The organism is Corallococcus sicarius (assembly GCF_003611735.1).
GTDB lineage: Bacteria > Myxococcota > Myxococcia > Myxococcales > Myxococcaceae > Corallococcus > Corallococcus sicarius.
Genome location: NZ_RAWG01000266.1, coordinates 1 through 13,564 on the forward strand (window position 1 = coordinate 1; position 13,564 = coordinate 13,564).

At 69.3% G+C, this 13,564-nt stretch carries 13 protein-coding genes and 1 pseudogene; 2 read left to right on the forward strand and 12 right to left on the reverse strand.

Going from position 1 to position 13,564, the window contains the following annotated elements; all coding sequences use genetic code 11:
- Window positions 1–206 precede the first annotated feature (206 nt).
- From D7X12_RS31085 to D7X12_RS31105, 5 genes are all read right to left on the reverse strand, one after another.
- Window positions 207–1,433 carry a metallophosphoesterase gene (locus D7X12_RS31085; RefSeq protein ID WP_439329403.1) on the reverse strand — a complete coding sequence of 409 codons (1,227 nt, stop codon included), beginning with the start codon at window positions 1,431–1,433 and terminating at the stop codon, window positions 207–209.
- Window positions 1,434–1,579: 146 nt separating this feature from the next.
- Window positions 1,580–3,961 (reverse strand): adventurous gliding motility protein AgmC, encoded by a 2,382-nt coding sequence (gene agmC, locus D7X12_RS31090; RefSeq protein ID WP_147443854.1) that lies wholly within the window; start codon window positions 3,959–3,961, stop codon window positions 1,580–1,582.
- A gap of 53 nt (window positions 3,962–4,014) precedes the next feature.
- The gene (locus tag D7X12_RS31095; RefSeq protein ID WP_120628872.1) at window positions 4,015–4,515 is read right to left on the reverse strand and encodes a hypothetical protein; all 501 of its coding nucleotides are present in this window, start codon (window positions 4,513–4,515) and stop codon (window positions 4,015–4,017) included.
- Window positions 4,516–4,534: 19 nt separating this feature from the next.
- Entirely contained in the window at window positions 4,535–5,041 is a 507-nt protein-coding gene (locus tag D7X12_RS31100) for a cupin domain-containing protein (RefSeq protein WP_120628873.1), read from the reverse strand.
- A gap of 17 nt (window positions 5,042–5,058) precedes the next feature.
- Window positions 5,059–5,844, reverse strand: coding sequence for a class I SAM-dependent methyltransferase (locus D7X12_RS31105; protein ID WP_120628874.1), 786 nt, complete (start codon window positions 5,842–5,844; stop codon window positions 5,059–5,061).
- A 96-nt stretch (window positions 5,845–5,940) separates the two neighbouring features.
- Between D7X12_RS31105 and D7X12_RS31110 the strand changes: the two genes are divergently transcribed.
- Window positions 5,941–7,323 carry a citrate synthase gene (locus D7X12_RS31110; RefSeq protein ID WP_120628875.1) on the forward strand — a complete coding sequence of 461 codons (1,383 nt, stop codon included), beginning with the start codon at window positions 5,941–5,943 and terminating at the stop codon, window positions 7,321–7,323.
- Window positions 7,324–7,335: 12 nt separating this feature from the next.
- Here the strand turns inward: D7X12_RS31110 and D7X12_RS42570 are convergent, their stop codons facing one another.
- The 3 genes and pseudogenes from D7X12_RS42570 to D7X12_RS45650 all read right to left on the reverse strand — a co-directional run.
- Window positions 7,336–8,181 carry an HNH endonuclease family protein gene (locus D7X12_RS42570; RefSeq protein ID WP_147443855.1) on the reverse strand — a complete coding sequence of 282 codons (846 nt, stop codon included), beginning with the start codon at window positions 8,179–8,181 and terminating at the stop codon, window positions 7,336–7,338.
- Window positions 8,178–9,200 carry an AAA family ATPase gene (locus D7X12_RS31115; RefSeq protein ID WP_244224883.1) on the reverse strand — a complete coding sequence of 341 codons (1,023 nt, stop codon included), beginning with the start codon at window positions 9,198–9,200 and terminating at the stop codon, window positions 8,178–8,180. The genes D7X12_RS42570 and D7X12_RS31115 overlap by 4 nt, the downstream gene beginning before the upstream one ends.
- Before the next feature lie 117 nt (window positions 9,201–9,317).
- A pseudogene (locus D7X12_RS45650) lies at window positions 9,318–9,548 on the reverse strand (AAA family ATPase); the annotation flags it as partial.
- Between the two features lie 99 nt (window positions 9,549–9,647).
- Between D7X12_RS45650 and D7X12_RS31120 the strand changes: the two are divergent.
- Complete coding sequence (locus D7X12_RS31120) at window positions 9,648–10,049, forward strand: hypothetical protein (RefSeq protein ID WP_244224884.1); 402 nt, start codon at window positions 9,648–9,650, stop codon at window positions 10,047–10,049.
- A 70-nt stretch (window positions 10,050–10,119) separates the two neighbouring features.
- Here D7X12_RS31120 and ychF read toward each other — a convergent pair whose 3' ends face one another.
- From ychF to atpB, 4 genes are all read right to left on the reverse strand, one after another.
- Window positions 10,120–11,232 (reverse strand): redox-regulated ATPase YchF, encoded by a 1,113-nt coding sequence (ychF, locus tag D7X12_RS31125; protein WP_120628878.1) that lies wholly within the window; start codon window positions 11,230–11,232, stop codon window positions 10,120–10,122.
- A gap of 45 nt (window positions 11,233–11,277) precedes the next feature.
- Window positions 11,278–11,826, reverse strand: a complete 549-nt coding sequence (gene atpF, locus D7X12_RS31130) for a F0F1 ATP synthase subunit B (protein ID WP_120628879.1) — start codon at window positions 11,824–11,826, stop codon at window positions 11,278–11,280.
- Between the two features lie 133 nt (window positions 11,827–11,959).
- Window positions 11,960–12,190 (reverse strand): ATP synthase F0 subunit C, encoded by a 231-nt coding sequence (locus tag D7X12_RS31135; RefSeq protein ID WP_120207531.1) that lies wholly within the window; start codon window positions 12,188–12,190, stop codon window positions 11,960–11,962.
- A 158-nt stretch (window positions 12,191–12,348) separates the two neighbouring features.
- On the reverse strand, window positions 12,349–13,407 hold the full coding sequence (gene atpB, locus D7X12_RS31140) for a F0F1 ATP synthase subunit A (protein WP_120628880.1): 1,059 nt from the start codon (window positions 13,405–13,407) through the stop codon (window positions 12,349–12,351).
- Window positions 13,408–13,564 lie beyond the last annotated feature (157 nt).

Genomic DNA, 13,564 nt, shown 5'->3' on the forward strand with positions numbered 1-13,564 from the left:
GCCCTTCCGGGGCCTCGGACACCACCAGCAACACCGGCACCGCCGCCGCCGTCCGGGGCGCCACCCGCGCCACCTCTCCGCGCCGGGAACCCGTTATCAGGGGCGCCGTGGGGCGGGGGAAAGCGAATTCCGGGACAAGGAGGGAAGACGGTGCAATGGCCACGTCCTCACACTAAGCAGAAATAACGGAAATATCAACCCAGGCTTCAATCCCCGGGGTTCCTGGGGGCGCCCACGAGTGTGATCGCGGCGATCTCCGGGGCGGGGCCCAGGCGCAGGGGGGGTCCCCAGTAGCCGGTGCCCCGGTGGGTGTAGACGCGCGTGCCGGCGACGGTGGCCAGGCCCTGGACGACGGGCTGCTGGAGCTTCACGAAGAAGTTGAAGGGGAAGATCTGCCCGCCGTGGGTGTGGCCGGACAGCTGGAGGTCCACGCGCAGGCCGCCCAGGGACAGGGCGGTGCGCGGCTGGTGGGCCAGCAGCAGCCGGGGCACGTCGGGCGGGGCGCCGGCGAGCGCGAGGTCGGGGCGGCTGGCGAGCGGCGGGTCGATCTGCCCCGCGTTGAAGTCGGTGACGCCGGCCACGACGAGCCGCGCGCCGCCGCGCTCCACCACGCGGTGCTCGTTCTGGAGGACGGTGAGGCCCAGCCGGGAGACCTCGGCCGTCCAGGCGCGGGCGCCGTGGTAGAACTCGTGGTTGCCGGTGACGTAGTAGACGCCCAGCGGGGCCTTGAGGCCCGAAAGCGGCGCCACCTGGTCGCGCAGCTGCTCCACGGTGCCGTCCACCAGGTCGCCCGTCACGGCGATGAGGTCCGGCTTCAGCGCGTTCACCTGATCCACCACGCGCTGCAGCCACACGCCGTCCAGGGTGGGGCCCACGTGGACGTCGGAGAGCTGCACCACGCGCAGGCCGTCCAGCCCCGGGCCCAGGTCCTTCAGCGCCACGGTGGTGCGCTCCACCCGGGCGCGGCCGCGCGCGGTGACGAAGGCGAACGCCACTGCGGGCACCACCGTCCCCAGCACCGCCGCCGCGCGGCCCTGCGCCAGCGAGTGCGCGTCCGTGACGAGGCCGGACAGCGACAGCACCCCGGCGATGGCGTCCGAGGCCAGCACCGCCGAGAGGAAGATGCCGAAGGCGCCCAGCCACACGTAGGCGCCCCACTGGATGGCACGGGAGAAGAAGCCCCCAGGCTCACGGCGCGCCGCGCGGAACCCCGCCAGCAGGACGACGTAGCAGAGGCCCAGCACGCCCCACCCCACTGCGGTCCAGGGCGCGGGCCAGCCGGGGGACGTGAAGAGGCGCAGGCCGATGTAGACGTGCAGCGCGGTGGGGATGCCCAGGCCCACGAGCAGGCCGAGCACCAGGCGCAAGCCCGAGGCGCCCGAGGAGCGCCGCGCGGGGTGTGATGGGACCTCTTCCGGGGACACGTCCGTCACGCTCGTCACCTTCCGTCCCAGGACCTCGGGACGCTTTCGAGCGCGGTTGGATAACGGGCACCCCACCGCCGCGCTTTGGCGACTCCTGGCAGACGCCCGACGGATCCCTGCCCCGTCCGGGCTTCCGTTACCGTCCCGGGCGCCGCTCAGCCCCGGGCGCGGCGGCGGGCGAGGAGCGCCAGCCCGACCAGGGCCCAGACGCCGAGCATCCCCGCGGGCGCGGTGCCGCAGCCGCAGCCCACGTCCAGGTTCGTGGGCCCGCGCACCTGGAAGCCCACCTCCGGCGAGCGCCGGCCGGCCTCGCCCTCCGCGGTCACCACCTGCGCGACGACACGGTGCGCGCCCGTTGCGAGCGCCGCGTCCCGGCCCACCTCGTGGCGGAAGACGCCCTGCGCGTCGGTGGTGACGGTGGAGAGCGCGACCCCATCCAGTTCCAGGCGGATGGACGTGCCGGGCAGCGCCACGCCCACGAACGTCAACGTGGGGTCCACGCTCGCGTCCTGCGCGGGCACGACCATCATGGGCACCGAGGGGTCCGCCGTGCCCGCGTCGGTGCCGGTGCCGCCGTCCGCGCCGGCGACCACCACCTCGAAGCCCACGACGTCGGAGTGCGGCCCGTCATCGCCCGCCTCGTTGTGCGCGTGCACGGTGACCTTGTGCACGCCCACCGACAGCGGCGCGGAGTCCGGCACCTGGTAGGCAAAGCGTCCGAGCAGGTCCACCGGCACGATGTTGTCCTCCCCATCGTCGATGACGACGCCCACGGTGGGGCCACTGGGCGTGGTGCCGGCGAACAGCGGCGTGGGCCCGGTGGTGTCACCGTTCCGGGGCACCACGAGCACCGCCTGGCCCACGGCGCCGCCGTCCGCGAGCACCACCTGGGGCGTGGTGAAGCGCACCGCCGTGGACGCCGTGCTGGCCACGCCGAACGCATCCGCCCACGCGATGACCGAGTGCCCACCGGGTTGCAGCGACGTGGTGGACACCAGGATGAAGCGGCCGTCGGCGCCCGGCACCGTCGCGCCCACCTCACGGCCGTCCACGACGATGTGGACCACCGGGCCGGTCGTGTCCGCGGTGCCCTCGAAGCGCGGACGCGTGGTGTCGATCACCTCGCCCGCCGCGGGCACGGTGATGACGGGCGTGCCCGGCAACTGGTAGGGCTGCGCCAGCACCTGCACGTTTCCGGCGAAGACGCCCCCGTCTGTGAACGGGCCACCGTCGGGCAGCGGGCCGCCGTCCGGGCTGGACGGCGTCGCCCCATGCGAGCCCGCGCCCGGGAAGGCCGACTGGCCGGCGCTCCCCGGGTTCACGTTGGACGTGTACACGAGGCCACGGCCCTGCAGCAGCACGCGGCCTCCCGCGCCGCCTCCGCCGGGCCCCAGCACGTGGTCGGACGTCGCCACATCGCCGCCCCTGCCTCCCGGGGCCTCCACCGTGCGGCAGTCCAGGACGTCCGGCGAGCGCAGCAGCACCGCGCCGCCCGCGCCGCCGCCGCCCGCGCCGTCGGAGCTTTGAGAGGGCTCGGCTGCCAGTCCAGCGGCACGGATGACGCCCGTGCACTGGAACGAGTTGGCCCGGATGAGCACCGCGCCACCGCCGCGTCCGCCGCTGCTGCCGCCGTCGTCATTGCCCTCGCCCGCGCCGCCGCCACCGCCGAAGGTGAAGCGGTCGAATATCAAGTAGCTCAGCGCTGCCCCGCCCAGTCCGCCCTCGTCGCGTTCGGCATCCCCGGTGGCGCTGCGCCCGCCCATCCCGCCGATGCCGCCGTGTCCACCGCCGCCGCCGCCCGCGTTGTGGCAGTTGCCGCCGCCGCCGCCGTTGGCCAGGTTGCCGCGCCCGGTGCTCCCGCCGCCGGAGACGGTCCCCGCCACGCCCTGTCCTCGCGCGGATCCGCCGTCGAGCCCGGCCACGGCAAGTCCGGTGCAGCCGAAGATGACGGGATGGTTGAGGAAGGTGCCGCCCAGGAACCCGGCGCCGTCCGCGTCGATGACGCCGTCGTTGACCAGCTTGCCGGACACCAGCATCGCGAGGATGCCGCCAGACCTGCCGTCCCACTGCGTGACGGTCAGCCGGCCGCCGGCCTCGATGGAGACATCGGAGTACTCGGGCACGCGCAGGACCTGCGCGCGCGTCGCGGCGTAGGCGAACCGCAGGGGCTGGGTCAGCTTGAGCACGCCCGTCGTCAAATCCACGGCCCCCAGGCGGGCCAGCTCCCAGCGGCCCACGACCGAGTTGTCCAGCGCCACGGCCTTCGCGCTGCCCAGGTCGGGCGCGGGCGACAGGCCGATGCTCGTGTGGATCATCACCAGGTCCCCGGTGGCGACCTTGAGTCCGGTCACGGAGAGCTCCAACGCCCCCACGGCGACGGACTGCCTCAGGGGAGCGGCGCCTCCGAGGAGCACCGTGCTGCCCGGGGGGATGGTCAGCACGCCATCGCGCCCGGTGCCCAGTCCAAAGGAGTCCGGCTCCGCGCGCGCGACCTGCGCCAGGAGCAATCCAAGAATGAGGGCCAGGGTGATCCGCATGCCCCCATGGTGCCCCACCGGCCGGCCGGGGTCGAGCAAGGCCCGCCCGCCCCTCAGCGCGGCGCCACCAGGTCCGCGAGCGCGCGGGCGTTGACGGGCGCGAAGAACGGCTGACGCAACAGCCGTCCCAGCGCGCGGCGCTCGACACACAGGAGCTGGAGTGAGTCCTCCCATTCGCCCAGCACGGCTACCGCGCGCACGTCGGCCGCGTCGCGGTAGAGGTCGTTGAGGTTGTGTACGAGCGCGGGCACGTCCTCCACCTCCCACTTCTCCGTGAGCTCGCCGGCCGCGACGTGCAGCTCCAGCACGGGGCGCTCGCGCACGTCGACGATCTTCAGTCGCCGGGCCGCGCCGCCCATGGCCGCGGTGAGGGGGCCCAGCAGCTCATCCGGCCGGACGCCGTACCCCACGGTGAGGCCGCCCGCGAGCACCCCGGCCTCGCACAGGCGCAGCAGCGACACATGGGGAGGCTCGCCCGGGGGCACCAGCCCGGCGGCGGCGGCGGGATCCTTGAGCAGTCGCTCGCGGTCGAGCGCATCCAGCAGGGAGGCCATGGGCGGAGCACCCTAGCAATCAGGGCCCCTCGCCGTCCCAGTAGTCCACCTCCGAGGCCAGGGGCAGGTACGCGTGCAGCGTGCGCGCGGCCTTGTCGCCTCCGGGGGCGGCGCCCGCGAAGACGCCGACCTTCTTCGAGTCCGGATACACGAGCACGTCCGGAGCCTCCATGGTGGAGAAGCACAGGTAGCGCAGCGGCTCCGGCCCGTCGTTGAGGAGCTGGTGCGCGCACTCCGCGCCGGGGGGCAGCGCGACGTAGTCCCCTTCGCGAAGGGGAACGGTCTCCGTACCAAGCCGCAGCGAGCCCGAGCCAGACAGGACGTACACAGCCTCCTCGTTGCCCAGGTGGTAGTGCAGGGGCCACGAGCGGCGGCCCGGAGGAAGCTCCACGAGGCTGCACCCGAGCTTGCGCCCGTGCGCGGCGGCGCCCAGTTGCTTGCGCTTGAGGGCCACACGGGAGCCGTGGGCGACGTCGGTCCAGGGAAGGTCCTCGGCGTGGACGACGTGGGGATGGGATGGGGACATGGCGGACTCTCTGTGTGTCAGGGGCGTTCGGCGACGAGCGCGAACACGCGGTGGGGAACGGACATCGGCTCGTGGGGGAAGCGCTCGGCGAGGAGCGCCGTCAGCGCGGCTTCGAAGCGGGCCACGGCGTCCGGAGGGAGCGAGGCGCCAATCCGTGCGTTGGCGCGCATCCGTCCGCGCCAGCCCACGTGGGTGTAGGGCGTGGGTGAATCGAAGGAGAAGGACGTCACGGCCTGGAAGCCCGCGAGGGCCACGTCGAGGAACCACGCGGGGTAGATGCCCACGGCATGTCCGTAGCGATCCACGGGCAGCAGGTCGCGGGGGCTGAAGTCTTCCATCAAGGTCTCGGTGGCCTCCACCACGTTGCCGGGCAGGGCCAGCCAGTCGAAGTGGGCGATGATCAACCGCCCGCCGGGCCGCAGCACCCGGAACGCCTCGCGAGCAGCGGCGGCGCGGTCGAACCAATGCCAGCACTGGCCAGCGAACACGCGGTCGAAGGAGGCAGACGGCAGGCCCGTGTCCTCCGCGCGTCCCTCACGGAAGTCCACGGTGAGCCCCTCGTCGCGGGCGAGCTGTCGGGCCGCGTCCAGCTGTGGGGCGGAGACATCCAGGGCGGTGACTTCGCAACCACGCCGCGCGAGTCCCCGCGCGATGGTGCCGGTGCCGGTGCCCAGGTCCAACGCGCGCAGGCCGGGCCGCAGCACGCCGTCCTGTTCCAGTCGGGTGAAGAAGGCATCGGGGAATCCCGCCCGGTGTTTCGCGTAGTCCGACGACGTGCGTCCGAAGTCCACTGACACAGACATGGCAACTCCTCGCGTGAAGACCTCCGGCGCGGAAGGTCCAGCTCGACAGGATGTCCAGTCGAGTCGAGACTCCGCCACCAGGGAGGTACGTGAAGCATGGTGCGTCGCAGCGGGGGTCGCTCTCAATCTCGATTCGACCATCCACCTGAGGAGGAGCTGCTGCGCGCGGAGGAAGCAGCGGCCCTGTTGGGCGTGAAGCGGGCGACGCTCTACACGTACGTGAGCCGGGGGCTCGTGCGGTGCGTGCCGGAGAAGGGCACGAAGGAGAACCGCTACCTGCGAGCGGACGTGGAGCGCCTGAAGACACGCCACGACGCCCGAGCAGGCCACGCGGCGGTGGCCTCTGGAGCGCTGCGCTGGGGCGAGCCCGTCATCGACTCGTCCGTGTCGCGAGTGGGCGAAGAGGGGCTCGCGTACCGGGGCCACGACGCGGTGGCGCTGGCGACAGAAGGCCACCTGTTCGAGGACGTGGCCGAGCTGCTGTGGACCGGGAGCCTGCCGAACGAGTCCACGCCGTGGCCCTTGTCCGGCGTGCTGCCTCCCGCATCCGAGCAAGCCGGCCCGCGAGCAACGTCATCCGCCGCCGAGCGCGCCAGTTCGTCGCAGCGTGAAACACCGCCGCTGTCTCCCGCGTCACTCGCGGCCCTGCTCCCCCGTGGAACGCCGCCGCTGTCCGCCTTGTCCGCGCTGGTGCCGCTGCTGGCCGCGAGCGACGAGGGCCGCTTCTCCGCGCCACCGGAACAGGACAAGGTCCGGGCCCGCCGCCTTATCCGCCACCTGGGCGCGTGGGTCTGCGTGGCGCAGGCACCGGGCCGCGTGTCACGGGCGTTGAAGGAAGACACCGTGGCCGCCTCCCTGGCCACGGCCTGGGACACGAAGCTGAAGCGAGCCCCGGAGCTGATCAACCGCGCGCTGATCCTCTGCGCGGACCACGAGCTCAACACCTCCACCTTCGCCGCGAGGGTCACAGCCTCCTCCGGAGCGGACCTCTACGCCTGCATGAGCGCCGCGCTGGCCGCCCTCTCCGGTCACCGGCACGGTGGCTCCTGCGACCGCGTGGAGGCCCTGCTCACCGAAGTGGGCCGGCCGGAGCGCGCCGCCCAGGTGGTGCACGGCCGCCTGCGCCGGGGCGAAGCCGTGACGGGCTTCGGCCATCGCCTCTACCCGCACGGCGACCCGCGCACGCCACCGCTGGTGGAGGCCGCGTTGAGCGTGCGCCCCGAATCCCTCCGCGTGCGAGTGGCCCGCGCCGTGATGGACACCATGCGCGACGCCGGCCATCCGCCCCCGGCCATGGACTTCGGCCTCGTGATGCTCGCGGACGCACTGGGCCTCCCGTCAGGCGCGGCCACCGTGCTGTTCGGCCTGGGCCGCACCGCGGGCTGGGTGGCCCACATCCTGGAGCAGCGCGAACAGGGCCACCTGCTCCGCCCCCGCGCCCGCTACGTGGACTCCCCCGCGAGGAGCGGTTCCACCTGAAGCGTCGGCCGCCTATCGCTTTCCGGAACGACCCTGTTGGGCCTTTCGCGCGTTCGAGCCAGAACGACCAGGGTGCCCGGTCTTCTTGCGAGCCGAGACCGTCCTCCGTCGCGCAGGCTCCCGGAGGAATGCCTTAGCCATTGATGAATACTCACTGGGCGCCTGAACCATTTCAGCCAGCTTCTCTTGCGCAGCGACGGCCTCCGGCTTGCCACTCTCCGCGACCACGCGAAGGGCCCACAAGAGCGTCAGCCTTTCTCTGCGCTGTTCCATCAACTCCGTACGATCGAGCCCCAGCGCACCAATCGTCACCCGGGCTCGGACATTGTTTCCGACCGCATAGGGCACCTCGCTCCGGAAGCCGATGAAGCGCTCTGGGTCGTCATGTCCCGGGTCAATCAACAGCGGCTTCTCAATGCTTATGCGTCCACCATGATACCTGGCGCGACTTCTGGCTACACGCAGAGGGAACAAGTTGCGCTTGAACCGCTGATTACAGAGCACGCACGACAGGTAGAGGTTTCCCCACTCGTAGGACAGCCAGTAGTAGCCCGGTCGAAGCAACGGGCCGTCCTCCACCTGTAGGCAACCCGCCTTTGGTCGGAAGTGCTCCACATCACCGTAGGCGATATGGTCGAACTTCGATTCACAGAAGGCACACTTCCCGTGCTGAGCCTCCATCAGGGCCTTCCGGACGGTCGTGTGTCCGTAGATGCCTGGCTCGAAAGCAAAAAACCGCTTACCAGACGCATACCCCTTGGGGTCTTTTTCATACCGGGCACAAAGGGCAGCGCGGGCTTGAGTCCCCCTGGTCATCAGCACCTCAGGGACAAAGGGGGACTTGTGGATCCGGATCACACTCCCTCCTTGTGAACACGCTGAGCGAACCGTTGGATGATCTCCAGGGCCTCACGCTCATTTTGAGTCTCGCCAGTGGGCAGGAATCCAATCTGCGCGTCCAGTTCCTTCACCCTCGCCTTGTCACTCGCACTCAAGCGCGCCTTGGACAGCAGCTGGGTCCTTTTTTGCAAGAGGGACTCAAGCTGTGGAGAACGCGCGCTGCTCAGTCCGAACAAGTCGCTCGTGAGGATCTGATCGACACGCCACCCCTTTACGGAGGCGGGGTTGTTGTCAATGATCACATGGTCGCCTTCCTTTCGCAGGACGACGATGTTCGCATCGGCGGCGCTCTGCACCACGAGCGGACTGTGCGCGGTCACGATGAACTGCGTTTTCGGGAAGTGTTCGCGCAGATAGCTCATGAGCCGGCGTTGCCAGGCCGGATGCAGGTGCAGATCAATCTCGTCCACGAGCACAACTGCGGGCTCTGCGAGCGGGTTTGCGCTCTCTGGGTACCGCTCGAAAAGTCGACTCGCCAAGTCCACCATCCAAGCGATAAGCGTGCGGTAGCCCAGACTCAGGTCACGCATCCCCACGAAGCCATAGGGGGTCCTGAACTCTACACGGGCGACCGGAACGCCAGGCCCCGGAGCAACGAAGGTGATCTCATCGATATCCGGCAGCAGATCCAAGAGTACTTGGACAATCCGGTCACGATTGGCTTTAGCGAACTTTTCCCTAGCAGGCGCCTTGCTCGCTGCGTAGTCCGCCTGAAGGAGCCATTCTTCTGCGTTTCTAAGAGGAACATCTTCCTGAAAAAGGCTCTCGTTCAGGCTGCTCACCTTCCCAGAAAGCGCTCCGGCTCCCATCCTCCGGGTCGCCCCATAACCGTGGCAGGCGAAATGTTCCTCGTCCTTCCGAAACACAACGCCGCTCAGCCTCTTCAGCTTTGAGGCTGGATCCCAGTCCATTCGGAACGACTTTGTATCACCATCGTGGCCGTCCAGTGTGCCCTTATGGAAACCCACTGCAAGCATGGCCCACGATCCTCGCCTCGACCCAATCCGGCGTGACAACTCAAGCGCCACTCGGGGGAAGGCACCGGTTCTTTTCTCCACGAAGGGATCCATTGCCTGGGGCTCGCACAATGCCAAGCATTGCAGCAGAGTGGTCTTTCCCACTCCATTGTTTCCCAAGATGATCGTCCACGGTGCCGGGCGGCCCTTCCCATCCGATAGGTCTAGTAACTGCTCCGCTCCGAAGCAGCGGATGTCCTTGATGCGGAGGGTAAGGAAATAGAGTGGAGTGGCGCGCCTTCGCGCAGCTACGCGCGTCTTCGCGGCCGACCTCTTTACCGTTTTTGACGCCTTCTTTTTCGCGGCCATGACACTCCTCACTCACTGAGGGCTAGTGGAAACTACCCGTCGGCCTAGGTCTGCTAGCAGCCATCATAGTCGCGACCATCAAAGCCCCTATGGCATCCGATGCCACTGCGTCTTGTGCGGCGCCCCATCACCGCGCCGCCCCGGTGTCACCTGCCCGTCACGCCGCGCAGGTTTCAGTTGGACCCGCCGCGCCGGATGCGCACACTGCCGCCCGTGAGCGACCGCCGCCCTGCCCTGCCCTATCCCGCCGTGTTGCTGCTCGGCAACGTGGCCTTCATCGCCGCATGGATCGTCGTCCTCAAGCGCCCCGAGGGCTGGCAGGTCGTGGGCCCCGTGCTCCTCGGCCTCTTCCTCGTGCTGCGCGTGGGCGGCGTCTGGCGCTACGCCCGCAACAACCCGGACCCCACCGGCCGCGCGAAGCGCACCGCCGTCATCTCCACCGTGCTGGCCCTGCTCGCCGTGGCCCTCTGGGTCTTCACCCTGATGAGCGGCCCGCGCTGAAAGCAGAACGGGCGCCCCTTCCGAAGTGGAAGGAAGCGCCCGTCGTCACTTCAGAGCCAGGAACCGCGCGTCAGACGTTGAAGCGGAAGTGCATGCAGTCGCCGTCCTGCACCAGGTACTCCTTGCCTTCCACGCGCAGGAGGCCCTTCTCCTTCACCGCCGACTCACTGCCCAGCTTCACCAGGTCCTCCCAGCGCATCACCTCGGCCTTGATGAAGCCGCGCTCGAAGTCCGAGTGGATGACGCCCGCCGCCTGCGGCGCCTTGAAGCCCTTGTGGATGGTCCACGCGCGGCACTCCTGCTCGCCCACCGTGAAGTACGTCCACAGGCCCAAGAGCTTGTAGCCCTCGCGCACCACCTTGTGCAGGCCGGGCTCCGTCAGGCCGTTGCTCTCCAGGAAGCCGGGGCGGTCGGACTCGGGCAGCTGCTGGATCTCCGACTCCAGCGCCGCCGCCAGCACCACCACGCTCGCGCCTTCCTTGGCGGCCATCTCGCGCACCGCGTTCACCCGCGGGTCGCTGTCTTCCTTGCCAATCTGCCCCTCGCTGATGTTCGCCACGTACAGCACGGGCTTGTCCGTCAGCAGGAACAGGTCCTGGAGGAGCGCGTGCTCCTCCTCGTTCAGCTTCTGCGCGCGCACCGTGATGCCGTTGTCCAGGGCCGCCTTCACCCGGTCCAGCGTCGCGACCTCCGCCTTCGCCTCTTCGGCCGCCTTGCCACCCAGCTTGGTGTTCTTCAGCGAGCGCTCGCGGCGCTTCTCCACCGTCTCCAGGTCCTTGAGGCACAGCTCCGTGTCGACCACGTCCCGGTCCCGCACCGGATCCACGCCGCCCTCGACGTGGGTGACGTTGTCGTCCTCGAAGCAGCGCAGCACGTGGAGCACCGCGTTCACCTGGCGGATGTTCGCCAGGAACTGGTTGCCCAGGCCTTCACCCTTGGAAGCGCCGCGCACCAAGCCCGCGATGTCCACGAACTCCAGCGACGTGGGGATCTTCTTCAGCGGCTTGATGAGCGCCGTCAGCTGGTCCAGGCGGTCGTCGGGCACCGCCACCACGCCCACGTTCGGCTCGATGGTGCAGAACGGGTAGTTCGCGGCCTGCGCGCTCGCCGCGGAGGACAAGGCGTTGAACAGGGTGGACTTGCCCACGTTGGGCAGACCGACGATGCCGATGGAGAGAGCCATGATGGATTCCTGGAACAGACGGGCGCGGCTTGGGACTTCCCGGCCTTACGCCGAGCGGCGGGTCGCCGTGGCGCTGGTCGCACTCGGCACGCCCTGCACGAACTGCTCGGCCAGCTGACGGTGCTTCGCGTCGTCCATGCGCTCGTTCATCAGCTTGGAGGCCACGTCCATCGCCAGGTCCACCGCCATGGCGCGCACTTCCGCGATGGCCTTGGCCTTCTGGTCGTCAATCTCGCGGCGGGCGCTCAGCTTCAGCTCCTCCGCCTCCTTGCGGCTCTTCGCCATCAGCTCGTCGCGGAACTTCTCCATGTCCGCGGTGTTGCGGCGCATCATCTCCGCCGCCTCGCGACGGGCCTCGGCGATGGCCGTCTTCTGGTCCGCGAGCAGCTTCTCCGCCTCGGCGCGCTCACGCTTCGCGCTCTCGATGGCGTTGGAGATCTGCTTCTCGCGCTCCTCCACGAGCGACAGGATGGGCCCCCACGCCTTCGCGCGCAGCACCACCATGACGAGGACGAAGGTGACGATGGTCCAGAAGATGAGGCCCGGACGGACCTCCACGAAGCTGCTGGCGGCGAGAACAGAGGGCAGGAACATGGCGGGTCCCGGATTCAGACGGCGAAAAAGAGGTGCGGGAGACTGCGGGTGACACAAGCACTGCGACTGCGTGGCCGGAAGGCCGGCGCCCCTGCTTCAGCAGGACGCCGGCTCCCCGGTGAAACCAACCGGCTCAGGCCTTGATGGCGAGCAGGATGCAGACAACCAGCGCGAACAGCGTGGCGCCTTCGATGAGGGCCGCCGCGATGATCATCGTGGTGCGGATGTCGCCGGCCGCGGCGGGCTGACGGCCCGTGGCGTCCATGGCGGCGGCCGCCAGCTTACCGATGCCGAGCGCGGCGCCGATGATGGAGAGACCCGCGCCGATACCGGCGGCGAGGAAGGCAAGAGCGAAGTTGGTCATGGGAACACGTGCTTTCGGGTGATGCAGGACCCGCTTGTGGGGGGGTCGTCAAAGCCCTTTAGGACTACCTCCGACGGCCTTTCGAACCGCCGGGTCTTCAACCGGGGCGCGCTGTCAACAGGCGCCCCGCCAACCCAGGGCCAGGAAGCTTCCCTGGCTCAAATGTGATGCGCCTTGCCGTGGTCGTGGCTGGCGCCACCTTCCGCGTGGCCATGGCCGTGGTCGTCGTGGTGGTGGCCCATGGCGACGCTCATGCCGATGAAGAGCGCGGACAGCATGGTGAACACGTACGCCTGCACGAAGGCCACGAACAGCTCCAGCAGGTAGATGCCGAAGGCGAACGGCACGCTCACCAGCGCCACCGCGGGGTTGCGGAGCATGAAGATGAGGCCCAGCAGGAAGAAGATGACGATGTGGCCCGCCAGCATGTTGGCGAAGAGTCGGATGGTGAGGGCGAAGGGCTTGGTGAACAGGCCCAGGAACTCCACCGGAATCATGATGGGCCACAGCCAGGGGGCCACGCCGCCCGTCAGGTGCTTCAGGTAGCCGCCCACGCCCGCGGCGCGGATGCCCGCCACCTGAGTGACGAAGAAGGTGCACAGCGCCAGGCCGCACGTGACCGCGATGTTGCCCGTGGCGGACGCCATCCAGGGGAACAGGCCCAGCAGGTTCATGAAGAGGATGAAGAAGAACGCGGTCAGGAGGTACGGCACGTAGCGCGGGCCCTCCTCCTTGCCGATGTTCTTGATGGCCAGCTCGTCGCGCACGAAGAGGACCAGCATCTCGAAGAGGTTCGCCGCCGTGCCGCGCGGGACGAGCTTCGTCTTGTCGCGGTTGCTCCAGATGAGCAGCGAGCCAATCAGGATGAGCGCCGCCAGCCACATCATCACCGTGTGCTTGGTGATGGAGAGGTCCAGGCAGCCCGCGCCCAGCCCCGGGTGCACCTCGCCGTGGCCGCCCGGATCCGCCACGGGGGTGCAGGCGCCCTCGCGCAGGGGGATGAAGATCTGCGGCAGGTGGATGGCGATGTGGTTGTGGCTGAGCGGGATCTCGAACTCGTACTCATTCGAGTCACCCACGTGGTGGAGGATGTAGCCGGCGACGTCCTCGCCCTCGGCGTCCTTGGCCTCGCTCGCGTCGCCGTGCGCACCGGCCTGGTCGGCGGCCCACACGGAACCCGCGAACAGACAGGCGAACAGCACCATTGCCTTGCGCATCACTCGTCTCCGCCCGCCGCGGCTTTCGTCGCGGCCATCACGTAGCTGACTTCGATCCACTGCAGCGCGAAGTAGACGCCGAAGAAGCCGCCCACGAACGCGATCGCGCTCAAATCCCGGGACACCACCCACGCCAACCCCAGCCCCACCCCCACAC

Coding starts and splice junctions, on each gene's coding strand:
- D7X12_RS31110 (WP_120628875.1), top strand. CDS start 5,941: ATGGTGCGTCGCAGCGGGGGTCGCTCTCAATCTCGATTCGACCATCCA.
- D7X12_RS31115 (WP_244224883.1), bottom strand. CDS start 9,200: ATGCTTGCAGTGGGTTTCCATAAGGGCACACTGGACGGCCACGATGGT.
- atpF (WP_120628879.1), bottom strand. CDS start 11,826: ATGTTCCTGCCCTCTGTTCTCGCCGCCAGCAGCTTCGTGGAGGTCCGT.
- D7X12_RS31120 (WP_244224884.1), top strand. CDS start 9,648: ATGCCACTGCGTCTTGTGCGGCGCCCCATCACCGCGCCGCCCCGGTGT.
- agmC (WP_147443854.1), bottom strand. CDS start 3,961: ATGCGGATCACCCTGGCCCTCATTCTTGGATTGCTCCTGGCGCAGGTC.
- D7X12_RS31135 (WP_120207531.1), bottom strand. CDS start 12,190: ATGACCAACTTCGCTCTTGCCTTCCTCGCCGCCGGTATCGGCGCGGGT.
- D7X12_RS31095 (WP_120628872.1), bottom strand. CDS start 4,515: ATGGCCTCCCTGCTGGATGCGCTCGACCGCGAGCGACTGCTCAAGGAT.
- D7X12_RS31105 (WP_120628874.1), bottom strand. CDS start 5,844: ATGTCTGTGTCAGTGGACTTCGGACGCACGTCGTCGGACTACGCGAAA.
- D7X12_RS31100 (WP_120628873.1), bottom strand. CDS start 5,041: ATGTCCCCATCCCATCCCCACGTCGTCCACGCCGAGGACCTTCCCTGG.
- ychF (WP_120628878.1), bottom strand. CDS start 11,232: ATGGCTCTCTCCATCGGCATCGTCGGTCTGCCCAACGTGGGCAAGTCC.
- atpB (WP_120628880.1), bottom strand. CDS start 13,407: ATGCGCAAGGCAATGGTGCTGTTCGCCTGTCTGTTCGCGGGTTCCGTG.